Source organism: Klebsiella sp. OBRC7, assembly GCF_000293135.1.
GTDB lineage: Bacteria > Pseudomonadota > Gammaproteobacteria > Enterobacterales > Enterobacteriaceae > Klebsiella > Klebsiella michiganensis.
This window is the reverse complement of sequence record NZ_ALNJ01000076.1, coordinates 98,152-124,375: the sequence shown is the minus strand read 5'-3', so window position 1 is coordinate 124,375 and position 26,224 is coordinate 98,152. Positions and strand designations below refer to the sequence as shown.

General features: G+C 57.3%; 28 protein-coding genes. 16 read left to right on the top strand and 12 right to left on the bottom strand.

What is annotated here, in order from left to right; translation table 11 throughout:
• Positions 1 to 144: 144 nt before the first annotated feature.
• On the top strand, positions 145 to 687 hold the full coding sequence (locus HMPREF1144_RS15350; protein ID WP_009653296.1) for a TetR/AcrR family transcriptional regulator: 543 nt from the start codon (positions 145 to 147) through the stop codon (positions 685 to 687).
• Between the two features lie 157 nt (positions 688 to 844).
• Here the strand turns inward: HMPREF1144_RS15350 and HMPREF1144_RS15345 are convergent, their stop codons facing one another.
• The gene (locus HMPREF1144_RS15345; protein ID WP_004849356.1) at positions 845 to 2,530 is read right to left on the bottom strand and encodes an aspartate:alanine antiporter; all 1,686 of its coding nucleotides are present in this window, start codon (positions 2,528 to 2,530) and stop codon (positions 845 to 847) included.
• A gap of 267 nt (positions 2,531 to 2,797) precedes the next feature.
• On the opposite strand from HMPREF1144_RS15345, the gene ybjM reads away from it, so the two are divergent.
• Positions 2,798 to 3,181 carry an inner membrane protein YbjM gene (ybjM, locus tag HMPREF1144_RS15340; protein WP_042927845.1) on the top strand — a complete coding sequence of 128 codons (384 nt, stop codon included), beginning with the start codon at positions 2,798 to 2,800 and terminating at the stop codon, positions 3,179 to 3,181.
• Positions 3,182 to 3,187: 6 nt separating this feature from the next.
• Here ybjM and HMPREF1144_RS15335 read toward each other — a convergent pair whose 3' ends face one another.
• Positions 3,188 to 3,451 carry a GrxA family glutaredoxin gene (locus HMPREF1144_RS15335; RefSeq protein ID WP_004100567.1) on the bottom strand — a complete coding sequence of 88 codons (264 nt, stop codon included), beginning with the start codon at positions 3,449 to 3,451 and terminating at the stop codon, positions 3,188 to 3,190.
• A gap of 204 nt (positions 3,452 to 3,655) precedes the next feature.
• On the opposite strand from HMPREF1144_RS15335, the gene HMPREF1144_RS15330 reads away from it, so the two are divergent.
• The 12 genes from HMPREF1144_RS15330 to HMPREF1144_RS15275 all read left to right on the top strand — a co-directional run bounded on the left by HMPREF1144_RS15330 (position 3,656) and on the right by HMPREF1144_RS15275 (position 14,713).
• Positions 3,656 to 3,946, top strand: coding sequence for a YbjC family protein (locus HMPREF1144_RS15330; protein WP_009653259.1), 291 nt, complete (start codon positions 3,656 to 3,658; stop codon positions 3,944 to 3,946).
• Positions 3,930 to 4,652, top strand: coding sequence for a nitroreductase NfsA (nfsA, locus tag HMPREF1144_RS15325; protein WP_004849363.1), 723 nt, complete (start codon positions 3,930 to 3,932; stop codon positions 4,650 to 4,652). The genes HMPREF1144_RS15330 and nfsA overlap by 17 nt, the downstream gene beginning before the upstream one ends.
• A 103-nt stretch (positions 4,653 to 4,755) precedes the next feature.
• Positions 4,756 to 5,658 (top strand): 30S ribosomal protein S6--L-glutamate ligase, encoded by a 903-nt coding sequence (rimK, locus tag HMPREF1144_RS15320; protein ID WP_009653278.1) that lies wholly within the window; start codon positions 4,756 to 4,758, stop codon positions 5,656 to 5,658.
• Between the two features lie 89 nt (positions 5,659 to 5,747).
• Positions 5,748 to 6,227 carry a YbjN domain-containing protein gene (locus tag HMPREF1144_RS15315; RefSeq protein ID WP_004849367.1) on the top strand — a complete coding sequence of 160 codons (480 nt, stop codon included), beginning with the start codon at positions 5,748 to 5,750 and terminating at the stop codon, positions 6,225 to 6,227.
• A 348-nt stretch (positions 6,228 to 6,575) separates the two neighbouring features.
• Positions 6,576 to 7,688 carry a spermidine/putrescine ABC transporter substrate-binding protein PotF gene (gene potF, locus HMPREF1144_RS15310; protein ID WP_004849369.1) on the top strand — a complete coding sequence of 371 codons (1,113 nt, stop codon included), beginning with the start codon at positions 6,576 to 6,578 and terminating at the stop codon, positions 7,686 to 7,688.
• A gap of 102 nt (positions 7,689 to 7,790) precedes the next feature.
• Positions 7,791 to 8,924 carry a putrescine ABC transporter ATP-binding subunit PotG gene (gene potG / locus HMPREF1144_RS15305; protein WP_004134592.1) on the top strand — a complete coding sequence of 378 codons (1,134 nt, stop codon included), beginning with the start codon at positions 7,791 to 7,793 and terminating at the stop codon, positions 8,922 to 8,924.
• A 10-nt stretch (positions 8,925 to 8,934) separates the two neighbouring features.
• Positions 8,935 to 9,888, top strand: coding sequence for a putrescine ABC transporter permease PotH (gene potH / locus HMPREF1144_RS15300; protein WP_004849373.1), 954 nt, complete (start codon positions 8,935 to 8,937; stop codon positions 9,886 to 9,888).
• On the top strand, positions 9,885 to 10,730 hold the full coding sequence (gene potI / locus HMPREF1144_RS15295; protein ID WP_009653295.1) for a putrescine ABC transporter permease PotI: 846 nt from the start codon (positions 9,885 to 9,887) through the stop codon (positions 10,728 to 10,730). Before potH ends, potI begins: the two co-directional genes overlap by 4 nt.
• A gap of 57 nt (positions 10,731 to 10,787) precedes the next feature.
• Entirely contained in the window at positions 10,788 to 11,276 is a 489-nt protein-coding gene (locus HMPREF1144_RS15290) for a YbjO family protein (protein WP_004849377.1), read from the top strand.
• 42 nt (positions 11,277 to 11,318) lie between these two features.
• Positions 11,319 to 12,449 (top strand): 23S rRNA (uracil(747)-C(5))-methyltransferase RlmC, encoded by a 1,131-nt coding sequence (rlmC, locus tag HMPREF1144_RS15285; protein WP_004849379.1) that lies wholly within the window; start codon positions 11,319 to 11,321, stop codon positions 12,447 to 12,449.
• Between the two features lie 78 nt (positions 12,450 to 12,527).
• A complete protein-coding gene (locus tag HMPREF1144_RS15280) occupies positions 12,528 to 13,244 on the top strand; it encodes a response regulator transcription factor (protein WP_004849381.1) in 717 nt (238 codons plus the stop codon).
• A complete protein-coding gene (locus HMPREF1144_RS15275) occupies positions 13,241 to 14,713 on the top strand; it encodes an ATP-binding protein (RefSeq protein ID WP_009653288.1) in 1,473 nt (490 codons plus the stop codon). The genes HMPREF1144_RS15280 and HMPREF1144_RS15275 overlap by 4 nt, the downstream gene beginning before the upstream one ends.
• Before the next feature lie 217 nt (positions 14,714 to 14,930).
• Here the strand turns inward: HMPREF1144_RS15275 and artJ are convergent, their stop codons facing one another.
• From artJ to HMPREF1144_RS15245, 6 genes are all read right to left on the bottom strand, one after another.
• Positions 14,931 to 15,662: an arginine ABC transporter substrate-binding protein ArtJ gene (gene artJ / locus HMPREF1144_RS15270; RefSeq protein WP_009653299.1), complete on the bottom strand. Its 732-nt coding sequence runs from the start codon at positions 15,660 to 15,662 to the stop codon at positions 14,931 to 14,933.
• Between the two features lie 173 nt (positions 15,663 to 15,835).
• Entirely contained in the window at positions 15,836 to 16,504 is a 669-nt protein-coding gene (gene artM / locus HMPREF1144_RS15265; protein ID WP_004849385.1) for an arginine ABC transporter permease ArtM, read from the bottom strand.
• Positions 16,504 to 17,220 (bottom strand): arginine ABC transporter permease ArtQ, encoded by a 717-nt coding sequence (gene artQ / locus HMPREF1144_RS15260; protein ID WP_004100599.1) that lies wholly within the window; start codon positions 17,218 to 17,220, stop codon positions 16,504 to 16,506. The genes artM and artQ overlap by 1 nt, the downstream gene beginning before the upstream one ends.
• 6 nt (positions 17,221 to 17,226) lie before the next feature.
• Complete coding sequence (gene artI / locus HMPREF1144_RS15255; protein WP_004130868.1) at positions 17,227 to 17,958, bottom strand: arginine ABC transporter substrate-binding protein ArtI; 732 nt, start codon at positions 17,956 to 17,958, stop codon at positions 17,227 to 17,229.
• 19 nt (positions 17,959 to 17,977) lie between these two features.
• A complete protein-coding gene (gene artP / locus HMPREF1144_RS15250; RefSeq protein ID WP_032721773.1) occupies positions 17,978 to 18,706 on the bottom strand; it encodes an arginine ABC transporter ATP-binding protein ArtP in 729 nt (242 codons plus the stop codon).
• Positions 18,707 to 18,933: 227 nt separating this feature from the next.
• Positions 18,934 to 19,449 carry a lipoprotein gene (locus HMPREF1144_RS15245; protein WP_004849391.1) on the bottom strand — a complete coding sequence of 172 codons (516 nt, stop codon included), beginning with the start codon at positions 19,447 to 19,449 and terminating at the stop codon, positions 18,934 to 18,936.
• Positions 19,450 to 19,566: 117 nt separating this feature from the next.
• Between HMPREF1144_RS15245 and HMPREF1144_RS15240 the strand changes: the two genes are divergently transcribed.
• Both HMPREF1144_RS15240 and HMPREF1144_RS15235 read left to right on the top strand, forming a co-directional pair.
• The gene (locus tag HMPREF1144_RS15240; protein WP_004100606.1) at positions 19,567 to 19,890 is read left to right on the top strand and encodes a heavy metal-binding domain-containing protein; all 324 of its coding nucleotides are present in this window, start codon (positions 19,567 to 19,569) and stop codon (positions 19,888 to 19,890) included.
• A complete protein-coding gene (locus HMPREF1144_RS15235) occupies positions 19,887 to 20,717 on the top strand; it encodes an N-acetylmuramoyl-L-alanine amidase (protein ID WP_009653276.1) in 831 nt (276 codons plus the stop codon). Before HMPREF1144_RS15240 ends, HMPREF1144_RS15235 begins: the two co-directional genes overlap by 4 nt.
• On the opposite strand, the gene HMPREF1144_RS15230 is transcribed toward HMPREF1144_RS15235, so the two are convergent.
• The 4 genes from HMPREF1144_RS15230 to poxB all read right to left on the bottom strand — a co-directional run bounded on the left by HMPREF1144_RS15230 (position 20,714) and on the right by poxB (position 26,139).
• Entirely contained in the window at positions 20,714 to 21,727 is a 1,014-nt protein-coding gene (locus HMPREF1144_RS15230) for an NAD-dependent epimerase/dehydratase family protein (RefSeq protein ID WP_009653274.1), read from the bottom strand. The genes HMPREF1144_RS15235 and HMPREF1144_RS15230 overlap by 4 nt on opposite strands.
• Positions 21,728 to 21,823: 96 nt before the next feature.
• Positions 21,824 to 23,257: a DUF2867 domain-containing protein gene (locus HMPREF1144_RS15225; protein ID WP_009653300.1), complete on the bottom strand. Its 1,434-nt coding sequence runs from the start codon at positions 23,255 to 23,257 to the stop codon at positions 21,824 to 21,826.
• Positions 23,258 to 23,267: 10 nt separating this feature from the next.
• The gene (gene ltaE, locus HMPREF1144_RS15220) at positions 23,268 to 24,269 is read right to left on the bottom strand and encodes a low-specificity L-threonine aldolase (protein ID WP_004849402.1); all 1,002 of its coding nucleotides are present in this window, start codon (positions 24,267 to 24,269) and stop codon (positions 23,268 to 23,270) included.
• 151 nt (positions 24,270 to 24,420) lie between these two features.
• A complete protein-coding gene (poxB, locus tag HMPREF1144_RS15215; RefSeq protein ID WP_009653279.1) occupies positions 24,421 to 26,139 on the bottom strand; it encodes a ubiquinone-dependent pyruvate dehydrogenase in 1,719 nt (572 codons plus the stop codon).
• Positions 26,140 to 26,224: the final 85 nt, after the last annotated feature.

Here is a 26,224-nt window from a genome sequence, read left to right as displayed (position 1 = left end):
AATGCCCGAGAGTGAAGAGATGCAGACAACATTAGCAAGGTTGTGTACATTTGTACATCCAGGTTGCTTGCTGAGGAATGCTTTTTTATTGACCTCTATGATTCGATTCAGCCTGAGGCATTTTAAATGAAAGAGGAAAAGAGTATGGCCCGTCGACCAAACGACCCGCAGCGCCGGGAGCGGATTTTGCAGGCGACGCTGGACACGATCGCGATACACGGTATCCACGCGGTTACGCACCGGAAAATCGCCACCTGCGCGGGCGTGCCGCTGGGCTCGCTGACCTACTATTTCAGCGGCATTGAGGCGCTGGTCGAAGAGGCGTTCAGCCTGTTTACCGGTCAGATGTCGGCGCAGTATCAGCAATTTTTTGCCGATGTGCATAGCCGCGAAGAGGCCTGTGACGCCATTGCCGAACTGATTTTTAGCGCCCAGGTCACCACCGCGCGCAATATGGAGCTGATGTATCAGCTGTATGCTTTTTGCAGCAGCCAGCCGAATTTAAAAGCGGTCATGCAGAACTGGATGCTGCGCAGCCAGCAGACTCTTGAGCAGTGGTTTGAACCGGCAACGGCCCGCGGGCTTGACGCCTTTATCGAGGGCATGACGCTGCACTTCGTGACCGACAGAGCGCCGCTATCGAGAGAAGCGATTCGACTGATGGTAGACCGGCTGGCGGGAGCGTGAGCGGGGCGCAGAAAACAAAAAACCCATCAACCTTGAACCTAAGTGGCGGGGTTGATGGGCTCCACAAAATGGGGACATCAAAGAAAAGCAGTGGCACTACTTATGACTGATGCCAGCAAAAAAAGTTCTGCGTATACGCGTTTTTTTTCTGAAAAGTTTACTGTAGCCCCGGCCAGATGATGACAATCAGCGTACCCGCCAGGGTTAACAACACGTTAGCGATGGCGTAGGTCCCGGCGTATCCCAGCGCCGGAATATTGCTGCGCGCGGTATCGCTGATGATTTCCATCGCCGGCGCGCAGGTGCGGGCGCCCATCATGGCGCCGAAGAGCATCGCGCGGTTCATGCGCAGGACGTACGCGCCGAACAGGAAGCAGATAACCACCGGCACCAGGCTGACGATAAGGCCTGCCGCCAGCATCTGACCGCCGACGGCGCCGAGGCCGTTATTAATGCCGGCGCCGGCGCTGAGCCCCACGCCGGCCATGAATACCATCAGGCCGAACTCTTTCACCATATTCAGCGCCCCCTGCGGGATATAGCCGAACGTTGGATGGTTGGCGCGCAGGAAGCCGAGCATGATGCCGGCAAACAGCAGGCCGGCGGCGTTACCGATGCCGAAGCTGAACGAGCTGAACTGGAAGGTGATCATGCCGATCATCAGGCCAACGATAAAGAAGGCGCAGAAGGCGAGCAGGTCGGTCACCTGGCTGTGGATGGAGATAAAGCCGATACGATCCGCCACGGTTTTAACGCGACGCGCGTCGCCGCTAACCTGCAGCACATCACCCTTATTGAGAACGACGTTGTCGTCGATCGGCATTTCGATCTGGCTGCGGATAACGCGGTTTAAGAAGCAACCGTGATCGGTAAGCTTCAGCTGCGCCAGGCGGCGGCCGACGGCGTTGTGGTTTTTGACCACGATCTCTTCGGTGACGATGCGCATATCGAGCAGATCGCGGTCGAAGACCTCTTTACCGTTACGGAAGCTTGGGTCGAGGCGGGCATGGGCATCCGGGTAACCTACCAGGGCGATATCATCGCCCATCTGCAGCACCGCATCGCCGTCCGGGTTCGCGAGAATGCCGTTGCGGCGGATGCGCTCAATGTAGCAGCCGGTCTGGCGGTAAATGCCCAGCTCGCGCAGGTTTTTACCATCAGCCCACGCCACCAGCTCCGGACCGACGCGGTAGGCGCGGATCACCGGCAGATAGACCTTACGCCGGGAGTCGGTATCGAGGCCGCGCTCGCGGGCGATTTGCTGGGCGCTGGTCTGCAAATCCTGATGCTGCAGCTTCGGCATATAGCGGGCGCCAACGATCAGGCTGACCAGGCCAATCAGGTAGGTCAGCGCATAGCCGAGGCTCAGATGATCGAGCGAGAGGGCGAGCTGGTCGCTGGGCATGCCGAAGTGCCGTAGCGTATCCCCGGCGCCCACCAGCACGGGCGTGGAGGTCATGGCGCCGGCGAGCATCCCGGCCGTCAGGCCGATATCCCAGCCGAAGAGCTTACCCAGCCCCATGGCGATCAGCATCGCGCTGCCGACCATCACCAGCGCGAGCATCAGGTAATTTTTGCCGTCGCGAAAAAAAATAGAAAAAAAGTTGGGCCCCGCTTCCACGCCGACGCAGAAAATAAACAGCATAAAGCCGAGATTGAGGGCATCAGTGTTAATACTGAAATGCTGTTGCCCTAATAATAGGGAAACCACTAAAACGCCAATGGAATTACCAAGTTGTACCGACCCGAGACGCAGTTTCCCGAGGCAGAGTCCTAATGCAAGCACAACGAACAATAACAGGATGTAATTCCCGTTTAACAAATCTGCGACGTTTATATTCACGAAAGCCAACTTCTCATTTACTAGTAAGTTGTTGAAGGAAATGGTTATTTGGTCTAAGGTTGGTCCAGTGTTCGCGTTGTCCCGAACGCTATTCTGGCATCCCGTTATAACCAGCAAAATATAGTCGACAGTTTAATCTTTCCTGGAGGCTGCGGCTAGTAACAATCGTGTTTACATTGACGGGATCTTTTATTGGCATGGATTGCCAGAATCTTTATCTGACTGGGCGAAGTGGAAGTTGGTTAGAGGCAAAATCAGGAGGATGTCGTGAAATCTGAGCGTGCTTGGGCCGGTGTTATCTGTGGGTTCTTTCTATTTATCGTGGTTTGTTTATCACTACTGTTACATATGAAAGGCGCCTTTCGGGCTACCGGTCACCCTGAGCTCGGGCTGCTGTTCTTTTTGCTCCCCGGTGCGGCGGCAAGCTGCCTCTCTCCCGGGCAGCGGGTACTGCGTCCGCTTATCGGCGCGATGCTGGCTGCACCTGTCTGTCTGGTAGTTATGCGGCTTTTCTTTGTGACCGAGCGTTCTTTCTGGCAGGAACTGGCGTGGCTGTTTAGCGCGGTGTTCTGGTGCGCGCTGGGCGCGCTGTGCTTTTTATTTATTTGCGCCTGGCTTGATACCAGACGCAGGCACTCGTCAGAGGAGTGAGCCGTCTCAGGCGAACAGGCCGAGATTCTCTTTCGCCCAGGCTTCAAAGTCAGTGCAGCCGCCAATGTGCTTCTGATCGACAAAAATCTGCGGTACGGTTTCAACCGGTTTACCCACGGTTTTTTCCAGGTCGGCTTTGCTGATGCCTTCAGCGTGAATATCAATATAGCGATAGTTAAAATCATCACGCTCGTTGCTCAGTTTTTCCGCCAGCTCTTTGGCGCGAACGCAATAGGGGCAGCCTGGACGACCAAAAATTACCGTAAACATAGTCCTTCTCCTTAAACCTCAGCCGGATGGCGAATGCCGCGTATCATGCCGCGTTATGTCGAGGAGGGAAAGAAGGTTCTGCCTTTTGCTTCGATGGCTTAAGGCTATGTTTGGTAAATATTCTGCTGATGAAACCGCTATACTCCCCTGATACGCGACCGGTTTTTGCCCGGGAGCGTGCATGATTTTGACCGAAGGAGCGTTATGCGATCGCCCGCTGCATTACCAAAAAGCATTCTGGTAGTCGAGATTATCGGCATGGTGCTGTTGACCCTGGCCTGGCTCTCGCTCAACCAGTACGTCAGCCTGCCCGCGCCGTTTTCCAGCCCAACGGCGGCGCTCCTGATGATCTTCGCGGGGATCCTGCTGATGCTTCCGGCCGCCGTGGCGTTAATGTGGCGAGTGGCGAAAGTGATTGCCCCGCAGTTGACGCAAACGAAAACCCCACCTTCTTCATTGCCTGACAGAGAAAAACGAGATGACGCCGACCATTGAGCTGCTGCGTAGCCACCGTTCTATTCGCCATTTTACCGACGCGCCGATAAGCGACGAACAGCGCGCCGCGATTATTGCCAGCGCGCAGGGCGCTTCCAGCTCCAGTTTTTTACAATGTTCCTCAATTATTCGCGTTACCGACCCGGAAATACGCCAACAGCTGGTCCCGCTGAGCGGCGGCCAGCAGCACGTAGCGCAGGCCGCTGAATTTTGGGTATTCTGCGCTGATTTCAATCGCAATCTGCAAATCTGCCCGGACGCTCAGCTGGGCCTCGCCGAACAGCTGCTGCTGGGCTGCGTCGATACCGCGATTCTGGCGCAGAATGCGCTGGTGGCGGCGGAATCCCTTGGCCTCGGCGGCGTCTATATTGGCGGCCTGCGCAACAATATCGATGCGGTGACCGAGCTGCTGAAGCTCCCGCAGCACGTACTGCCGCTGTTTGGCCTGTGCCTTGGCTGGCCGGACGATAACCCGGAGGTGAAACCGCGCATGCCGTCGGCGATGCTGGTGCATGAAAATCACTATCAGCCGCTGGACGACGCGGTGCTTGCGGAATATGACGAGCAGATAGCGCAGTATTATCTCTCTCGCGGCAGCAATACGCGTCGCGATACCTGGAGCGACCATATCCGTCGGACTATTGTTAAAGAGAGCCGTCCGTTTATTCTGCAATATCTGCATAAGCAGGGATGGGCTACGCGCTGATTGCGTGTAAACTGCCCTCGGTCTGACGCAAGGAAATTCCGCAGGTCAGCGCTAATTGACTACCAGAGGCCCGCCAGAGCGGGTCTTTTCGCAGAGGTGCAGGGTGAAAATTGCCATATTATCCCGGGATGGAACGCTTTATTCATGTCGACGCCTGCGCGAAGCCGCGCAAAAACGCGGACACCAGGTGGAAATCCTCGATCCGCTTTCCTGTTATATGAACGTCAGCCCGGTGGCCTCGTCGATTCACTATAAAGGTCGCCAGCTCCCGCATTTTGACGCCGTGATCCCGCGCATTGGCACGGCGATCACCTACTATGGTACCGCGGCGCTGCGTCAGTTTGAGCTGCTGGGCAGCTATCCGCTGAATGAATCGGTGGCGATCACCCGCGCCCGCGACAAGCTGCGCTCGCTCCAGCTGCTGGCCCGTCAGGGGATCGATCTGCCACTCACCGGTATTGCCCATTCGCCAGACGATACCAGCGACCTGATTGCCATGGTTGGCGGCGCGCCGCTGGTGGTAAAGCTGGTGGAGGGTACCCAGGGCATCGGCGTCGTGCTGGCCGAAACGCGCCAGGCGGCAGAGAGCGTCATCGATGCTTTTCGCGGCCTGAATGCGCATATTCTGGTGCAGGAGTATATCGCCGAGGCAAAGGGGCGGGACGTGCGCTGCCTCGTGGTGGGTAATGAAGTGGTGGCGGCGATTGAACGGCGGGCGAAGGAGGGGGATTTTCGCTCTAACCTGCATCGCGGCGGCGTGGCATCGGTGGCGTATATCAGCGAGCAGGAGCGTGAAATGGCCATCAAGGCCGCGCAAACGCTCGGGCTGGACGTGGCCGGCGTTGATATCCTGCGCGCCGCGCGCGGTCCTCTGGTGATGGAGGTCAATGCTTCTCCTGGGCTGGAAGGAATTGAAACCACCACCGGCGTCGATATTGCCGGCAAAATGATCGCCTGGATCGAACGACAAGCCACGCCCGGATTTTGTCTGAAAATGGGCGGATAATTCCCTTTCACGACACCATCATGGAATACGGCGCTTTTTTTGCGTAAGCTATGGCGTCGCATTTTTCACAGTAAGAGGTCACAGGTCATATGGATTCACTGGTCGTTCCGGGTCTTGATACGTTACGTCAATGGCTCGACGAATTGGGCATCAGCTTTTTTGAGTGTGATTCCTGCCAGGCACTGCACCTGCCGCATATGCAAAATTTTGAAGGCATTTTTGATGCCAAACTTGACCTGGTGGATAACGTGGTGCTTTTCTCCGCGCTGGCAGAGGTGAAACCCTCCGCGCTGCTGCCGCTCTCCGCCGATCTTTCTGCGATTAACGCCAGTTCGTTGACGGTGAAAGCTTTCCTCGATATTCAGGATGATAATCTGCCGAAGCTGGTGGTGTGCCAGGCCTTGACCGTAGGCGTCGGCGTGACGATCGATCAGTTCGCGTGGTTTTTCCGCCAGAGCGAAGAACAGATATCGATGGTCATCCTCGAAGCCAGCGCCAATCAGGTGCTGTATAAGTCTGAGGAAGAAGAGCCGGTGGCTGAGAATATTCAGTACCATTTTCTTCACTAAGCCTGTCGAAAAATAGCGCAGCCACTGCCATAGCGGCTGCGTATTACATGCTTTTATTCTGCTATTAACCTTCCGGAAAAGAATTTTTCACCGCCATTCCGCCGCTTTCGGCTTATCACATAGACCCTTATTGCATAAAAAATTGATAAAAGCCGTTTTTTTACCTGGGCTATAGCCTCTTATTCTGGCTACAGTTATTCTGACGCTGCTTCCAGTTGCGGGCAACCATTCCGGGAGAGGTCCTCTCTCCTTTTCTTAGGCAATGAAAAAATATGCATGATTATTGCATGCGAACAAGTGCGTATATTCAGCCCGCTTGTTAACGGGCATTGAGAAGGAATAAGAGATATGACCGCCTTTGGTAAAAAATGGTTAACAGGTCTGGTTACGGGTGCGCTGATGGCCGTTTCTGCCGGTTCGCTCGCAGCCGAACAAAAAACCCTGCATGTTTATAACTGGTCTGATTATATTGCGCCGGATACGGTGGCGAATTTTGAAAAAGAGACCGGTATTAAAGTGGTGTATGACGTCTTTGACTCCAACGAAGTGCTGGAGGGTAAGCTCATGGCGGGCAGCACCGGTTTTGACCTGGTGGTGCCGTCGGCGAGCTTCCTTGAGCGCCAGCTGGCGGCCGGGGTATTCCAGCCGCTGGATAAAAGTAAGCTTCCCAACTGGAAAAATCTCGACCCGGAAGTATTGAAGCTGGTCGCGAAGCACGACCCCGACAATAAATACGCGATCCCGTACCTGTGGGCGACAACCGGCATAGGCTACAACATCGATAAAGTGAAAGCCGTGCTGGGCAAAGATGCGCCGCTGGACAGCTGGGATCTGGTGATGAAGCCGGAAAATCTGGAAAAGCTGAAAAGCTGCGGCGTCTCCTTCCTGGATGCCCCGGAAGAGATTTTCGCTACCGTGCTGAACTATCTCGGCAAAGATCCTAACAGTACTAAAGCCGATGACTACACCGGCCCGGCGACCGACCTGCTGCTGAAGCTGCGTCCGAATATTCGCTATTTCCACTCCTCTCAGTACATCAACGACCTGGCGAACGGTGATATCTGCGTCGCTATAGGCTGGGCGGGCGACGTATGGCAGGCGGCTAACCGGGCGAAAGAAGCGAAAAACGGGGTGAATGTTTCCTACTATATTCCGAAAGAGGGGGCGCTGGCGTTCTTCGACGTCTTCGCCATGCCGGCGGATGCGAAAAACAAAGATGAGGCTTATCAGTTCCTGAACTATCTGATGCGTCCGGATGTTATCGCCCACATCAGCGATCATGTCTATTACGCTAACGGCAACAAAGCCTCTGTTCCGCTGGTCAGCGAAGCGATCCGCAATAATCCGGCCATTTACCCGCCGGCTGACGTCTTCGCCAAGCTGTTCACCCTGAAAGTCCAGGATCCGAAAATCGACCGCGTGCGTACTCGCGCATGGACGAAGGTGAAAAGCGGTAAGTAATTCTCCGTGAGTTGTAGGCCGGATAAGCGTCGCGCTGCCGGCAACAGGCGCACCGCGATGGTGCGCCTGCACCATGATTTGATTTCTGCCGGAGAACACCCCGTGAATGATGTGATTCCTCGCCCGCAGGCGAAAACCCCCAAAGCGCTGACCCCGCTGCTGGAAATCCGTAATTTAACCAAGTCCTTTGATGGCCAGCACGCCGTCGATGACGTCAATCTCACCATTTATAAAGGTGAAATTTTTGCCCTGCTGGGCGCATCCGGCTGCGGCAAGTCAACCCTGCTGCGCATGCTGGCGGGATTTGAACAGCCTACCGCCGGACAAATTGTCCTGGATGGTGTCGATTTGGCGCGGGTGCCGCCGTATCAGCGGCCGATTAATATGATGTTCCAGTCCTACGCGCTGTTTCCCCATATGACGGTGGAGCAGAATATCGCCTTTGGCCTCAAGCAGGACAAATTGCCCAAGGCCGAAATCACCAGCCGGGTGCAGGAGATGCTGGCGCTGGTGCATATGCAGGAGTTCGCAAAGCGTAAACCGCATCAGCTCTCCGGCGGCCAGCGTCAGCGCGTGGCCCTGGCCCGCAGCCTGGCGAAAAGACCGAAACTGCTGCTGCTTGATGAGCCAATGGGGGCGCTGGATAAGAAGCTGCGCGACAGGATGCAGCTGGAAGTGGTCGATATCCTTGAGCGCGTCGGCGTTACCTGCGTGATGGTGACCCACGATCAGGAAGAGGCGATGACCATGGCGGGGCGTATCGCCATTATGAACCGCGGCAAGTTCGTGCAAATCGGCGAGCCGGAGGAAATCTACGAACACCCGACCACCCGCTACAGCGCGGAGTTTATCGGCTCGGTCAACGTTTTTGAAGGGCTGGTGAAAGAGCGGCAGGAAGATGGTCTGGTGCTGGACTCTCCGGGCCTGACCCATCCGCTGAAGGTCGATCCCGATGCCTCCGTCGTCGATAACGTGCCGGTGTGGGTGGCCCTGCGCCCGGAAAAAATCATGCTCTGCGAAGACCCGCCCGCGGATGGCTATAACTTCGCGGTGGGCGAGGTTATCTATATTGCCTATCTCGGCGATCTGTCTATCTACCATGTGCGCCTGAAAAGCGGGCAGATGCTGAGCGCTCAGCTGCAGAACGAACACCGTTACCGTAAAGGGGCGCCCACCTGGGGTGATGAGGTGCGTTTGTGCTGGGATGCCGATAGCTGCGTCGTGTTGACGGTGTAAGGAGAGGGCGATGAGTACATTAGAACCCCCGTCAGGCGTAAAAAAACCTGGCGGTTTTGCGCTGTGGCTGGCGCGGCTGCAGATGGCCCACGGGCGCAAGCTGGTTATTGCGCTGCCCTACGTGTGGCTGATCCTGCTGTTTCTGCTGCCGTTCCTGATCGTCTTTAAAATCAGCCTGGCGGAGATGGCGCGGGCGATCCCACCCTATACCGATCTGCTGGAGTGGGCCGACGGTCAGCTTACGTTAACGCTGAATCTCGGGAATTTCCTGCAGCTCACCGACGATCCGCTCTATATTGAAGCCTATCTGCAATCGCTTCAGGTGGCGGCGATCTCGACGTTCTGCTGCCTGCTGTTGGGGTATCCGCTGGCATGGGCGGTGGCGCACAGTAAGCCATCGACGCGAAATATCCTGCTGCTGCTGGTGATCCTGCCGTCATGGACCTCGTTTCTGATCCGCGTCTACGCCTGGATGGGGCTGCTGAAAAGTAACGGCGTGCTCAATAACTTCCTGCTGTGGCTGGGGGTCATCGACCAGCCGCTGGAGATCCTGCACACCAACCTGGCGGTCTATATCGGTATTGTCTACGCCTATCTGCCGTTTATGGTGCTGCCTATCTATACCGCTCTCACGCGTATCGATTACTCGCTGGTTGAGGCATCGCTGGATTTGGGCGCCCGACCGCTGAAGACTTTCTTCCAGGTCATCGTTCCGCTCACCAAAGGCGGGATTATTGCCGGGTCGATGCTGGTGTTTATTCCGGCAGTCGGGGAGTTCGTTATCCCGGAACTGCTGGGCGGCCCGGACAGCATTATGATTGGCCGCGTGCTGTGGCAGGAGTTCTTCAATAACCGCGACTGGCCGGTCGCCTCGGCGGTGGCGATCGTGATGCTGTTGCTGCTAATCGTGCCGATTATGTGGTTCCACAAGCATCAGCAAAAACAGGTGGGGGAACACGGATGAATAATTTGCCGGTAGTCCGTTCGCCGTGGCGAATTTTAATACTGCTGCTCGGCTTTACCTTTCTGTATGCGCCGATGCTGATGCTGGTGATTTACTCGTTCAACAGCTCAAAGCTGGTGACGGTATGGGCGGGGTGGTCGACGCGCTGGTATCGCGAGCTATTTCATGACGATGCGATGATGAGCGCGGTCGGCTTAAGTCTGACCATTGCCGCCTGCGCCGCGACGGCGGCGGTGATCCTCGGTACCATTGCCGCAGTGGTGATGGTGCGTTTTGGCCGCTTCCGCGGTTCAAACGCCTTTGCTTTTATGATCACCGCGCCGCTGGTGATGCCCGATGTGATTACCGGCCTGTCGCTGCTGCTGCTGTTTGTCGCGCTGGGGCATTCAATTGGCTGGCCATCGGATCGCGGCATGCTGACCATCTGGCTGGCGCACGTCACCTTCTGTACCGCGTACGTCGCGGTGGTCATTTCATCGCGCCTGCGTGAGCTGGACCACTCTATTGAAGAGGCGGCGATGGATCTGGGCGCCGCGCCGCTGAAGGTCTTTTTCGTCATTACGCTGCCGATGATTATGCCGGCGGTGGTCTCCGGCTGGCTGCTGGCTTTTACGTTATCGCTCGACGACCTGGTTATTGCCAGCTTTGTTTCCGGGCCGGGGGCGACGACGCTGCCGATGCTGGTCTTCTCCAGCGTGCGCATGGGGGTCAACCCGGAGATTAACGCCCTGGCGACGTTAATCCTCGGCGTGGTCGGGATTGTTGGTTTTATCGCCTGGTATTTGATGGCCCGCGCGGAAAAGCAGCGGGTGCGCGATATCCAGCGTGCAAGAAGCGGCTGAACCACCTAAAATCTGCAATAGAGTTAACATCGGCGCCGCATTTGTGGCGCCGTTTTCATGGAAGACTTTACGTTGGGATTGTTTACTAAAACGCGTTCGTCTCATGCTCGTCTTAACGTTCCTGCGCTGGTGCAGGTGGCGGCCTTCGCCATTATTTTAATCCGCGGCCTGGATTTGCTGATGATCCTCAACCAGCTTGGCGTTCAGGGAATCGCGGATTTTGTCCATCGCAGCGTGCAGACGTGGGCGCTCACCCTGGTGTTTCTCTCAAGCCTGGTGCTGGTATTTATTGAAATCTGGTGCGCGTTTTCGCTGGTAAAAGGGCGCAACTGGGCGCGTTGGCTGTTCCTGATGACGCAGATTATCGTGATTGGCTATCTGTGGGCCGCTTCATTGGGCTACGGTTATCCCGAGCTGTTTAGTATTGCCGGGGAATCGAAGCGCGAAATCTTTCGCTCCCTGGTGCTGCAAAAACTACCGGATCTGCTGGTGCTGGCGATGCTGTTTGTGCCGGCCCCGTGCCGACGCTTTTTCCGTTTACAGTAACGGTGATACAATCCCCGCCCCTGTTTTTTTGAAGGTCTTGTTATGCATTGCGCACTTTATGACGCGGGCCGCTGCCGCTCCTGCCAGTGGCTGGAACTGCCGGTATCCCAACAGCTCGCCGATAAAATGGCCGATCTTCGCGCGCTTTTGGCCGATGCGCCCGTCGCTGAATGGTGCGCACCGGTTTGCGGGCCGGAAAGCGGGTTTCGCAACAAAGCGAAAATGGTGGTCAGCGGTAGCGTGGAGCGCCCACTGCTCGGGATGCTGCACCGTGATGGCGCCCCGGAAGACCTGACCGACTGCCCGCTTTATCCGCAAAGCTTCGCGCCCGTCTTCGCTGCGCTCAAGCCGTTTATCGCCCGCGCCGGGCTCACGCCCTATAACGTTGCCCGCAGGCGCGGAGAGCTGAAGTACATTCTGCTGACCGAAAGCCGGCTCGAAGGCGGTATGATGCTGCGCTTTGTCCTGCGCTCGGAGACCAAGCTTGCCCAGCTGCGCGCTGCGCTGCCGGAGCTTCAGGCGCTGCTGCCGCAGCTGCAGGTGATTACCGCCAATATTCAGCCGGTGCATATGGCCATCATGGAAGGAGAGCGGGAAATTTTCCTCACCGACCAGCAGGCGCTGGCGGAAAATTTCAACGGCGTGCCGCTGTGGATCCGCCCGCAAAGCTTCTTTCAGACCAACCCTGTGGTAGCCAGCCGTCTGTATGCCACCGCTCGCGACTGGGTGCGCCAGCTGCCGGTCAACCATATGTGGGATCTGTTCTGCGGCGTCGGCGGCTTTGGTCTGCACTGCGCCACACCGGATATGCGCCTGACCGGGATTGAAATTGCCCCGGAGGCGATCGCCTGCGCGAAGCAGTCGGCGGCAGAGCTCGGCCTGCATAACCTGCATTTCCAGGCGCTCGATTCCACGCAGTTTGCCACCGGCGAAGGCGACATTCCCGATCTGGTGCTGGTGAATCCGCCGCGTCGCGGCATCGGCGACGAGCTATGCGCGTATTTAAGCCGTATGGCGCCGGAGTTTATTATCTATTCCAGCTGCAACGCCCGGACGATGGCGAAAGATATCGCTCGCCTGGCCGGTTATCGCATTGAGCGCGTCCAGCTGTTCGATATGTTCCCCCATACCGCCCACTATGAGGTGCTGACCCTGCTGGTTCGCGAAGTATAAACAAAATGTGAACTCTTCAGGTGCTGAAGATCGGGTAAGCTTGGCTAATCAGAACGTAAGAATAGCGGAGTGCTGCCGGTGGCAAAAAAAATCCTGTTGGTTGAAGATGATGAAGATATCGCCGCGCTGCTGCGCCTGAATCTGCTGGATGAGGGCTATCAGATTGTCCACGTGGCGGACGGAGCCCAGGCCCTGCGCCTGCTGGAAAAAGAGCTTTGGGATGCGGTGATCCTCGACCTGATGCTGCCGGGCGTCGACGGTCTGGAAATTTGTCGGCGCATTCGTCAGCAAACCCGCTATCTGCCGGTGATTATTATCAGCGCTCGCGCCAGCGAAACCCAGCGGGTACAGGGGCTGGAGATGGGAGCGGATGATTATCTGGCCAAACCGTTTTCGATTCTCGAACTGACCGCCAGGGTCAAAGCGGTGTTCCGTCGTCAGGAGGCGATGGGGCAGAATCTGCTGATGGATGCCGGTCGTATCGCCAGCCATGGTTTAAGCATTGACCCCTTGTCGCGCGACGTTAAGCTGCGCGGCGAGACGGTGGATCTGACGCCGCGCGAGTTCGACCTGCTCTACTACTTTGCCCGCCATCCGGGGGAGGTCTTTTCCCGCCTTGAGCTGCTTGATCGGGTGTGGGGCTATCAGCACGACGGCTATGAGCATACCGTCAATACCCATATCAACCGCCTGCGCACCAAAATTGAGCGCGACCCGGCGGAGCCGGACATCATTCTGACCGTCTGGGGAAAAGGCTATAAATTTGCCGTGGAGCGCAAAGAGGCGCAGCCATGATCCGCCGTCTCAGCCTCAGCCAGCGCCTGGCGCTGGTGTTTACCTCACTGCTGCTGCTCTGCGCCATAGCCGTTTGCCTGATCCAGCTGTACAGCAGCGCGCAGTACGGCAATGTCATGGTCCAGCGTCTCTCCGCCGGGCTGGCGCAGCAGATCGCCGCCCGTGAGCCGCTGCTGGACGCTCAGGGGCAGGTTGATCGCCGGATGCTGAAGCCGCTTTTTGATCGGCTGATGACCTTCAATCCCAGCGTAGAGCTATATCTGCTTTCGCCCGACGGCGAGCTGCTGGCCGACGCCGCGCCGCCGGGGCATATTAAGCGCCAGCGCATCGATCTGGCGCCGGTGCAAACGTTCCTGTCCGGCGGCGCCTGGCCGGTGTACGGCGACGATCCGCGCAGCCTTGATAAGCAAAAGGTGTTTAGCGTCGCGCCGCTGCGCCAGGACGGCCAGCTGCGCGGCTATCTCTACATTATCCTGCAGGGTGAAACCTTTAATGAACTGGCGGCGAGCGCCTGGCAGAAAACCTTGTGGAGCCTGCTGCTTTGGACTCTGCTGCTGGTGGCCGGTCTCGGCGGGCTGGCGGGCTGGCTTGCCTGGTTCTGGGTAACGCGCCCGGTGCGTCAGCTCACCGCGCTGGTGGCAACCGACAGCCAGGACAGTATTCATGCGATCAAGGCGCTGGCGGCGCAAACTCCGGAGGTGAACCCGGGGAATGAAGTGGCCGTGCTGCATAATCGCTTTATTGAACTGGCCCGACAGATTGCCGGGCAGTGGGACCGTCTGGCCGACAGCGATCGCCAGCGGCGAGAATTTGTCGCCAATATCTCCCACGATTTACGCACGCCGCTCACCTCTTTGCTGGGATATCTGGAAACGTTAAGCCTGAAGGCCGATCGCCTGACGATGGAGGAGAACAAGCAGTATCTGAATATCGCCCTGCGCCAGGGGAACAAGGTCCGCCATCTTTCTCAGCAGCTGTTTGAGCTGGCTCGCCTGGAGCACGGCGGGATTAAGCCGCAGCCGGAAACCTTCGTGCTGGCTGAGCTGGTGCAGGATGTCGCGCAAAAATTTGACCTGGCAATCGCGACGCGCAATATCGGTTTACAGCTGGATCTGGCCGCCGGGCTACCGCCGATAACGGCGGATCTCTCGATGATTGAACGGGTGCTGACTAATCTGCTCGATAACGCCATTCGCCATACGCCGGAAGGTGGGCTTATCCGCCTGACGGCGCGTCGTTCAGGGCCGGAGTTTATCGTCGAGGTGGCCGATAGCGGGCCGGGCGTTGCCGGTGAGCTGCGGGCAACCTTGTTCGAACGGCCTTCGGTGCTTGAACCTGGCGCGCAAAGCGCATCACGAGGGGGGCTGGGTTTGATGATTGTGCGACGGATGCTGCAGCTGCACGGCGGCGATATTCGCCTGCTTGAAGCGCCGGCAGGGGCCTGTTTCCAGTTTACCCTGCCGATTTAAGGTGGCGGATTGGCCGATCGCGATACCGGTTTACCGCCATCTGCTAACCGGTAGCCCGGGTAAGGCGTTTACGCCGCAACCCGGGAAATGCGCCGGGATTGAGGCTTTAGTGCGGCTTCGTCCCGGGCCGCGCTGCGCTTGCCCGGGCTACGGGGCCACGGCTGTCTGCGGGCCGGTAGCCCGGACAGGCGCGTCAAGCGCCGCCTCCGGGAAATGCTTACTCCGGGAACCACTGCTTGCTGATTTTCTCGTAGGTGCCGTCGGCTTTAATCGCCTTCAGCGCGGCGTTCAGTTTTTCCAGCAGCGCTTTGTTATCCGGGCGTACCGCAATGCCGAGGCCGGTGCCGAAGTACTGCGCGTCGGTCACTTTTGGCGTTGCCGCGCCCAGCTGCGGGTTGGTTTTCAGCCACTCGTTGACCACGGCGGTATCGCCAAACACTCCATCAATACGACCATTTTTCAGGTCGATAAACGCATTCTGGTAGCTATCGTAAGCCACGGTTTTCACTTCCGGATGTTTATCCTGCAGGTATTTCTGGTGCGTGGTGCCGTTTTCCATCCCGATACGCTTGCCTTTCAGATCGGCGAAAGAGTGGAAGGCATCTTTCTTCGAGATAACCAGCGCGGAGTTGGCGTAGTACGGGTCGGTAAACGCCACCTGCTTGCTGCGCTCCGGGGTAATGTCCATGCCGGAGATGACCGCATCATATTTCTTGAATTTGAGCGCCGGGATCAGGCTGTCGAAGGCATGGTTGGTAAACGTACACTCAGCCTGCATCTGCTTACACAGCGCGTTTGCCAGATCGATGTCGAAACCGGCGATCTGGTTATTGGCGTCCATCGATTCAAACGGTGGGTAAGTTGCAGAAACGCCAAAGCTGATTTTTTCTGCGGCAGCGGCGCCAAAGGCGAAAGTGCTAAGCAGTGCGGCCATAACTAACTTTTTCATTGTGGAACTCCCGTCGGTCAATCTTATGATGTTGTGCCGTGTCTGCGGCTGGGTCTAACAATGCCATCAAATGAATTTATATTCAATAATGATGAATGATTATTTTTATTAATTTAAAAAAAGACGGATAATTCAGTGAAGTTATCCGTCTTGGTCTGGCTATTTATGCGATTTTAATTACGCCGCTCAAAGGCCAGCGCTTTATGTTCAATCAGGCGCATCAGCAGCGTCAGCAGGCCGTTGACCACCAGGTAGACAATACCGGCGGCGCCGAACACCATCACATCATAGGTACGCCCATAGAGCAGCTGGCTGTGACCCATCACTTCCATCAGGGTAATGGTGTAGGCCAGAGACGTACTCTTGAACACCAGCACCACTTCGTTGGAGTAGGAGGAGAGGGCGCGTTTAAAGGCGTACGGCAGCAGGATCGCCAGCGTATCTTTCTTACTCATTCCCAGCGCGCCGCAGGATTGCCACTGGCCATCCGGGATGGCGCGAATGGCGCCATAAAACAGCTGCGTGGTATAAGCGGCGCTGTTGAGAGAAAGGGCGATCAGCGCGCAGAGCCAGGGCTCGGAAATCAGATGCCAGAGTACCGGATACTCCTGCAGCGACGGAAACTGTCCCGGGCCGTAGTAAATCAGGAAGATCTGCACCAGCAGCGGCGTGCCGGTAAACAGGGTGATATAGCCGCGCACGATCCACACCAGCCCCGGCGTTTTTAGCGTCAGAATGATGGTGAAGATCAGCGACAGAATCAGCGCCACGACGATAGAGGCCGCCGTCAGCGTCAGGCTGGTATGCAGCCCTTTTAGCAGTTCGGGTAAGTAATCAAGCATCAGCCCGGTCTCCGTTCGAAGCGCGTCGCACGCTGGTCAATACGTTTCAGAATGTACTGACTCAACAGGGTGATGACCAGATAGATTGCCGCCGCGATGATATACCAGTTAAACGGCTCCTGGGTTCGGGTGGCGATGCTTTTGGTTTGCAGCATCAGATCGTTGACGCTGATCAGGCTCACCAGCGCGGTATCCTTCAGCAGCACCAGCCACTGGTTGCCGAGTCCTGGCAGCGCGTGGCGCCACATTTGTGGCATCACTAAGCGAAAGAAAATAGCGGCTTTCGATAATCCCAGCGCCTGACCGGATTCCCATTGCCCCTGCGGAACGGCTTTAAGCGCCCCGCGCAGGGTCTGCGATGCGTAAGCGGCATACAGCAGAGAAAGCGCGATAGCCCCGCAGAGGAACGGACTGACGTCGAAGTTTTCAATCTGCATCTGTACCGGGATCTGCACAATGCCGAGATTGATCGTAAAGCCGTCAGAAAGGGTCAGCAGCAGCTGTGAGGAACCAAAATAGATAAACAGAACCACCAGAATTTCCGGTAGTCCGCGCAAAAGGGTGACAATGCCGGTTGCGAGCCAGGCGACCGGACGCAGCTTTACCGACTCGAGGACGGCAAACAGCATCGCCAGCACCAGGCCGATGATCAGGGCGCAAACGGCAAGGCCGACGGTCATCCCGGCGGCGCTTGCTAATGGAAAAAATTCGTTCATTCAGCGTTACTTCTGGAACCATTTGTTATAGATAGACTGGTAAGTCCCATCGCTTTTCACTTTTTCCAGCGCAGCGTTAAATTTCTGCTGCAGTTCGGTATTGCCCTGGCGCAGCGCAATACCGAGACCGGTGCCGAAGTAGTCTTTATCGGTCACCTTGTCGCCCACCGCGGCCAGCTTCGGATTGCTCTTCAGCCATTCGGTCACCACGGCGGTATCGCCGAATACGGCATCAATACGGCCGTTCTGCAGGTCCAGCTTCGCATTCTGGTAGCTGTCGTAAGGAACGGTCGTGATTTCCGGGTGTTTGTCGGTGATAAATTTCTGATGAGTGGTACCGTTCTGCACGCCGACTTTTTTGCCTTTCAGGGCATCAATGCTGGTGAATTTACCCTGCTGGCCGACGAACAGCGCGGAGTTTTCATAGTACGGGGTGGTGAACAGCACCTGTTTTTCACGCTCAGGAGTGATGTCCATCCCGGCCATGACCGCGTCGAAACGGCGGAACTTCAGGCTGGGAATCAGGCTGTCGAAAGCCTGGTTGGTAAAGGTGCAGGTGGCATCAATCTCTTTACACAGCGCGTTCGCCAGATCGACATCAAAGCCGACAATTTTGTTATTGGCGTCAATCGATTCAAACGGAGGGTAGGAGGCCTCGGTGGCGAAACGAATGGTCTGGGCTGCGGTAGCGGAGAGGCTCATGCCCGCAAGAAGAGCGGCAATCAGTACTTTTTTCATCGTCATTTCCCCGAAAACATCAATGTGAAAGATAGTTTTTAAACGCGTCGGTCTGCGGATGCGCGAAGCAGCCGGCATCACCTTGTTCAACGATATGGCCATTTTCCATATAGACCACGCGGCTGGCTGTTTTGCGCGCCACTTCCACTTCGTGGGTGACGATAACCTGCGTAATACCGGTTTCAGCCAGTTCGCGGATAATACTGACGATCTGGGCGGTGATTTCTGGATCGAGCGCCGCCGTGGGTTCATCGAACAGCAGAACCTGCGGTTCCATCATCAGGGCGCGGGCAATAGCGACGCGCTGCTGCTGGCCGCCGGAAAGATGCAGCGGGTAGCGATCGCTATAGGGTTTCAGGCGCAGACGTTCGAGCAGCTTTTCAGCGCGGGCGAAAGCCTGATCTTTGCTCAAACCGAGCACGCGGCAGGGAGCTTCAATCAGATTTTGCTGCACGGTCAGATGCGGCCACAGATTGTACTGTTGGAAGACCATACCCACGTTCTGGCGCAGCTCGCGAATGGCTTTGTCAGAAGGCGCTTTGGTAAAGTCGAAATGATTTCCGGCGATATGCAGCGTACCGGAACGCGGCATCTCCAGCAGATTGAGGACGCGCAGCAGCGAGCTTTTACCGGCACCGCTTGGGCCGAGCAGCACCAGCGTTTCCCCCTGCGGGCAATCCAGCGTGATGTCGAACAGCGCCTGGTGTGCGCCGTAGAAGCAATTAATGCCGTTTAATTTTATGCTCATCTGGGCAGTCTGATACATATAGCAATTGAGGCCGCAAATAGTACCTTTGGCAGAATAGTTATGCAATATTTATGCGTTAAAAGTTAAATGTAAACCATGTTTACATTTAAAGTTAGCACAAAATATGGCTTCGTGAAGGCGGGAGACGTCAATGTCGGCATTACCAGTGGAAATGGCGACATTTTACCGGGGTTATTTCATTCGGCCCGAGCGGCCCAACGCCTGGGTTAGCGTTTTTCCAGACTCTGACGCAGGGTGCCCGCCGGCGCATGGGCGTTGTTGCCGAGATAGCGCACGTCATCCACGGCCCAGCACTGGCCTTCCTGAATCATCAGCACTTCGTCTTTCCAGCTTTGGGTGCCCTGTTTCAGCTCCACGCGCAGGGGAATATTGCGCGCGTCGCGATTAGGGATGGTAGAGGCGCTGGCGACATCGGCGCTGTCGGCTGGCGTTGTGCTACTGGAGAAAAGATTTGACTGCAGCAGGGCGTTGTTAGACGGGTCCTGACGCGCGTCGTTCAGCAGTTTTGCCAGACCGTCGCTCAGGTATGGGCGCAGCGCGGTTAAATCGCTGTTGCGGTGCTGTACCTGGTAGTCATAAAACTTCTGCGCTACGTCATCCGGGCCGCCTTCGATGCAGGGGCCGCTGCGGGTGCCGTTATCTTTGTACGCAGGCGTGACGGTAGTACAGGCGCTGAGCGCCAGCGCGCAGGGGAGGACTAATGCAAGAACTTTGTAGCGCATGATGATTTCCTTATGAGCTCACTACGTTAGAATATCTTTTCAAGCATAGTGTATCAGATAGGGATTGTGCTTGACCCTGAGAGCTAACGCATTGAACGCTAAAGAAGGAGTTTGAACATGCAATTTTCAACTACGCCAACCCTCGAAGGTCAACCCATCATTGAATACTGCGGCGTCGTCACGGGGGAAGCGATTCTGGGCGCCAACGTATTCCGCGATTTTTTCGCCAGCATCCGCGATATCGTCGGCGGTCGCTCCGGCGCCTATGAAAAGGAGCTGCGTAAGGCCCGTGAAATTGCCTTTGAAGAGCTGAGCGAGCAGGCGAAGGCGCTGGGCGCCAATGCGGTGGTCGGCATTGATATTGACTACGAAACCGTCGGTAAAGATAGCAGCATGCTGATGGTCAGCGTTAGCGGCACCGCGGTGAAGACCCGCCGATGAGAATTTGCCGGGCAGGCGTACTGCTGGCGCTGCTGCTGGCGGGCTGCGCCAGCGAAAAAGGTATTATCGATCGCGATGGCTATCAGCTGGATACGCGCCATCCGGCGCAGGCGGCTTATCCGCGCATCAAAGTGCTGGTGATCCACTACACCGCCGACGATTTCGACGTTTCGCTGGCGACGCTGACGGATAACCAGGTGAGCTCTCACTACCTGATCCCGGAGAAACCGCCGCTGCACGGAGGCAAACCGCGGATCTGGCAGCTGGTGCCGGAAGAGGATCTGGCCTGGCATGCGGGCGTCAGTTTCTGGCGCGGCAGCACGCGCATTAACGACACTTCGATTGGCATCGAGCTGGAGAACCGCGGCTGGCAAAAAACGGCGGGGGTGAAAAGCTTTACGCCGTTTAATCCGGCGCAGATTGACGCCCTGATCCCGCTGGCGAAAGACATTATCGCCCGCTACCACATCGCGCCGCAGAACGTGGTCGCCCATGCGGATATCGCGCCGCAGCGCAAAGACGATCCGGGGCCGCTGTTCCCGTGGCGCAGGCTGGCCGAGCAGGGGATTGGCGCATGGCCTGATGCCCGGCGCGTGGCGTTTTATCTGCAGGGCCGTCCGTCATACGAGCCGGTAGACGCCGCAGCGCTGCTGGACGTCCTGGCGCGCTACGGCTATCAGGTGACGCCGGAAATGACGCCAGCGCAGCAGAAGCGGGTCATTATGGCTTTCCAGATGCACTTCCGTCCCGCGCGCTGGGACGGGGTTGCCGATGCGCAAACCCTGGCGATAGCCGAAGCGCTGCTGGAAAAGTACGGGCGCGGTTAATAGTGCAGCTTGCCGTGGTCCTTCAACCACGCGGCGGTGCGGAGAATCCCTTCATCCATCGTGATGACCGGCTGATAGCCTAGCTCCTGCTGGGCGCGGGAGATATCAAGAGTAAAATCAAAGTTCAGCTTAGAGACGCCGTAGTGGGTAAAGGCGGGCTCTTTCGCTGACTTATTGCCAAAGCGCTCCATGCTGCGGGCGATGATATCCAGCATAGGATAGGGAACCGAACGGATGCGGCACTTAATCCCCAGCTCGTCGATGAGCTTCTGTACAATGCTGTGCAGGGTTTGCGGTTCGCCGTTAGTAATGTTGTACGCGCGGGCCGAGGGCAGAAGGTCACTCTGCGGCTGGCTGGCGAGCCACATCGCGTGTACCGCGTTTTCATAGTAGGTCATATCCACCAGCGCGCTGCCGCCGCGCGGCAACAGGACGCTGCCGTAGTGCTGCATCATCTGCGCCAGGCGCGGGATAAACACTTTATCATGCGGGCCAAACAGGCTTTGCGGGCGCAGGATCGTAAAACGGGTATTTGGGTTGGCCTGCGCCAGCAGATTGATCACATCTTCGCTTGCCGCCTTGCTGCGGGCGAATTCGTTGGCGAAACGCTGCGGGCGGAAATCTTCCGCAACATCGCGATGATGGTGATAATCAAAATAGAGCGACGGCGAAGAGATATGCACGAAGTTGCGCACGCCCCAGGCAACCGCCCACTCGCCGAGACGCCGGGTCGCGCGCACGTTAGCTAAATCGAAGGCCTGCTGGGTGCCCCACGGCGAGGTAAAGCTGGAACAGTGCCACAGGGTATCGATACCGGCGAGCATCACTTTGGCCTGCGAAGAGACCAGCTCGGTTAAATCCGCAGGGACGAACTCTGCGCCCATTTTGCTCAGAAGCTTGCCCATCGCTTCGTTGCGCCCGGTCGCTCTGACGCTAATGCCCCTGTTACGCAGATATTCCACCGCGTTGCGGCCCAATCCGCTGGTCGCACCGGTAACCAGTACCTTCATATCGATCCACTGTTAAACAAAAGAATTTCGTGCGCATTTTTCCGTGATTCTCACTGCGATGCAATGAGAATCATGAAAGAATTCTGCACCTATACTCTATTTGATGGTGATTTGCTCCGCCAGGTGGGCGATGCGTCGCGCCATACCGCGAAAAATAAACAGATGCGCCGGGATCATCAACAGCCAGTAGAAAAGCCCCGGCATACCGTGCGGGTGCCACCAGGCGCGCACGTCCAGTTCGCGATGATCGCCTTTATCGCGCAGGGTAAAGCTCAGGCGGCCAAGGCCGGGCGCTTTCATGCCGAATAACAGCGTCAGCTGCTTTTCCGGTTCGACGATAATCACTTTCCAGCTGTCCACCGCGTCGCCGGTTTGCAGATACGCCTTTTCCGGACGACCTTTTGCCAGCCGATGGCCGACCAGCAGGTCCATCGCCCCGCGCGTTTTCCACAGCACGTTGCCGAAGAAATAGCCCTCTTTACCGCCAATTTGGTTGACCACTTGCCATAGCGCGGCAAGGCTTGCGGAAGTGTTAACGGTACAGCCTGCCTGTTTCGGATAGTAGCCGTACTCGGGCCGCCAGCGGGCGAAGGCCTGCGCATCGTAGCCCCAGTCGCTGGAGTTCACCAGCTGCTCCTCTTCTTTAAGCGTAAGGCGCACCGCTTCATCAAACGCGATAAGCGATTGAGGAATTAAGGCCCGCAGGGCCCGATCGTCGGCGATCAGATCGTGCTTTAACCCCTGGATCAGCGCCTTGGCCGTGGTTGGCGGCACCGAGGTAATGACGTTGAGAAACCACACCGAAATCCAGCGGGTCGGGAAAGGGATGGGGATCAGCGGGCGGCGTTTGCCGCTGACCGCCATAAAGCGTATGAACTGCTGCTGATAGCTCAAAATTTCCGGTCCGGCGGCTTCAAACACCCGATGCTCGCGGGCCGGATGGTTTAGCAGCTGCAGCAGATAGTAGAGTAAATTTTCCAGCGCAATCGGCGTAGTACGCGAACGTACCCAGCGCGGCGGCGTCAGCACCGGCAGGTTGTAGACCATATCGCGCATCACTTCGAAGGCGGCGGAACCGGCGCCGACGATAATGCCGGCGCGAACTTCCGCTACCGGAACGCCTGATTCGCGCAGCAGATCGCCGGTGATCTGGCGGGCGCGCAGATGATCGGATTGCTCCTGCTTCGCCACCTGTAAGGAACTGAGAAAGATGACTTCGTTCACCGGCGACTTGCGCAGCGCGTCGCGAACGTTGAGGGCGACCCGCCGTTCGTGGCGGATAAAGTCCCCGCCTTCGCCCATCCCGTGCACCAGATAGTAAACGGTATCAGCCTGCGCCAGCAGGGCGGGTAGCGCATCCGGCTGGTTTAAATCGAGCGAATAGCACTCGACGCCGGGGAGCTGCTGTTTTTTAAGCCTGTCGATCTGGCGTGCCGCCGCCAGCACGGTGAAGCCCTGCTCGCTGAGCCTTTTCACCAGATGCTGGCCGATATAACCGCTGGCGCCAAGCACCAGAATTCGCTGCGACACGCCGGACTCCTTAACGGTTTAAAAATGCCTGCCAGTGGCTCACCACCTCGGTGAGCTGCTGGCGGTTAACGTCAATATGCGTCACCAGGCGCACGATGGGCGAGGCGTTGATCAGTACCCCGCGTTCGCGCAGATACTCGCCCAGCGCGGCAGCGCGCGCTTCGCCGACGCGAACAAACAGCATATTGGTATCATGACGCGTTACCTCGGCGCCGGCGGCGCGCAGCTGCTCCGCCATCCAAGCGGCGTTGTCGTGATCCTCTTTTAAGCGCGCGACGTTGTTCTGCAAGGCATACAGGCCTGCGGCCGCCAGAATCCCGGCCTGACGCATTCCGCCGCCGACCATTTTCCGCCAGCGGATAGCGCGATGAATATACTCTTCGCTCCCCACCAGCAGTGAGCCTACCGGCGCGCCGAGACCTTTGGACAGACAGATGGTGAAAGAATCGCAGTATCGGGTGATATCGCGCAGCTCGCAGCCGTAGTCCACGACGGCGTTAAAAATACGTGCGCCGTCCACGTGCAGCCCGAGGCCGCGCTGGCGCGTAAATTCCCAGGCATCTTTCAGATATTCACGCGGCAGCACTTTGCCGTTATGGGTATTTTCCAGCGACAGCAGGCGGGTGGGCGCGAAATGAATATCGTCCGGTTTGATTTTGGCCGCGACTTTGTCCAGCGGCAGGGAGCCGTCCGCTGCGGCATCGATGGGCTGCGGTTGGATGCTGCCAAGCACCGCCGCGCCGCCGGCTTCGTAGAGATAGTTATGCGCGCCCTGGCCGACGATATACTCTTCGCCGCGCTGGCAGTGGCTGAGCAGGGCGACCAGGTTGGCCTGGGTGCCGCTAGGCAGGAAGATAGCGGCCTCTTTGCCCGCCAGGTCGGCGGCAAAGCGCTGGAGTTCGTTAACGGTCGGGTCATCGCCATACACGTCATCCCCGACCGGGGCGGCCATCATGGCTTCCAGCATGGCGCGGCCCGGGCGGGTAACGGTATCGCTGCGTAAATCTATCATGTCATATCCTTATACACTTCATCCTTCGCGCTGCCCCGCGTTGGCTGCTCCCTCAAACCCCGGTCACAGAGTTATCTCTGCGCCCGGTGGGGCGGCCTTGCCGCCTTGAGGCAACACGAATAATTTTGCGTATGAATTGAAAAGGATATTTTTACCTTAGCCAGTTGGTTTTCGCCAGTTCAATAACCTCGTCGCCGCGGCCGCTGATAATCGCGCGCAGCATATACAGGCTGAAACCTTTGGCCTGCTCCAGTTTAATTTGCGGCGGCATCGCCAGCTCTTCACTGGCGACGACCACATCCACCAGGACCGGGCCATCGGTAGCGAAAGCGGTTTGCAGCGCTTCATCAACCTCTGACGCACTTTCAACGCGTATGCCCTTGATACCACACGCTTCAGCGATGCGGGCAAAGTTGGTGGCGTGAAGTTCAGTGCCGTCTGTCAGATAGCCCCCGGCCTTCATCTCCATCGCCACGAAGCCCAGGACGCTGTTATTGAAGATAACGATCTTCACCGGCAGCTTCATCTGCGCCAGCGAGAGAAAATCCCCCATCAGCATACTGAAGCCGCCGTCGCCGCACATTGCCACGACCTGGCGGTCAGGTGCCGTGGCTTTTGCGCCGATGGCCTGCGGCATGGCGTTGGCCATTGAACCATGGTTGAAGGAGCCGAGCAGGCGGCGCTTGCCGTTCATCTGTAGATAGCGCGCGGCCCAGACGGTCGGCGTACCCACGTCACAGGTAAAAATGGCGTCCTCGTCGGCAAAGTGGCTAATGCGCTGCGCCAGATACTGCGGATGAAGCGTTTTGTCGCTGGGCTTGGCCAGATCGTCGAGCCCTTTACGCGCGTCGCGATAGTGTTCCAGCGCTTTATCGAGGAACTTGCGGTCGGTTTTCTCTTCGAGAAGCTGCAGCAGCGCGCTGAGGGTCGATTTGATATCGCCAACCAGCGCCATATCCACTTTACTGTGGGCGCCAATACTGCCGGGATTGATATCAATCTGAATGATTTTGGCATCCGTCGGATAGAAGGCGCGATAGGGGAACTGGGTGCCGAGCAGAACCAGGGTGTCGGCGTTCATCATGGTGTGGAAGCCGGAGGAGAAGCCAATCAGTCCGGTCATCCCCACATCATAAGGGTTGTCGTATTCTACGTGCTCTTTGCCGCGCAGCGCGTGAACGATAGGCGCTTTGAGTTTCGCGGCGAAGTCTACCAGCTCTTTATGCGCTCCGGCGCAGCCGCTGCCGCACATCAGGGCGATGTTGCTTGAATAGCGCAGCAGCTGGGCCAGCTTTTTCAGCTCTTCTTCCGCCGGCGTCACCTGCGGCAGCGGCGCGTGGTACCAGTGGCTGCTGGCGCTTTCCGGCGCGGCTTTTAGCGCAACGTCGCCGGGAAGCACCACTACCGAGACGCCGCGGTTAATCACCGCTTTGCGCATGGCGATGGCCAGCACCTGCGGAATTTGTTCCGGGGATGAGACCAGTTCACAGTAGTGGCTGCATTCCCGGAACAGCTCCTGCGGATGCGTTTCCTGAAAATAGCCGCTGCCGATTTCGCTGGAAGGAATATGGGCGGCGATGGCCAGAACCGGAACGTGATTGCGGTGGCAGTCGAAAAGGCCGTTAATCAGATGCAGGTTGCCCGGCCCGCAGGAGCCTGCGCAGACCGCCAGTTCGCCGGTAAGCTGCGCTTCCGCCCCGGCGGCGAAGGCGGCCACTTCTTCATGGCGCGTGGGCATCCAGTCGATGGTCCCCATACGGTTCAGGCTGTCGCTTAAGCCGTTGAGCGAATCCCCGGTTACGCCCCAAATACGTTTAACGCCAGCCTGTTCAAGAGTTTTGGCAATGTATGCCGCCACGGTCTGTTTCATGGTTCTCCATCTCCTTTTTGTGATAACGCTTACAAGCTTAGATGAAACTGCCAGTTACGCTCGCTTTAACCTCTCATTTTCCGCT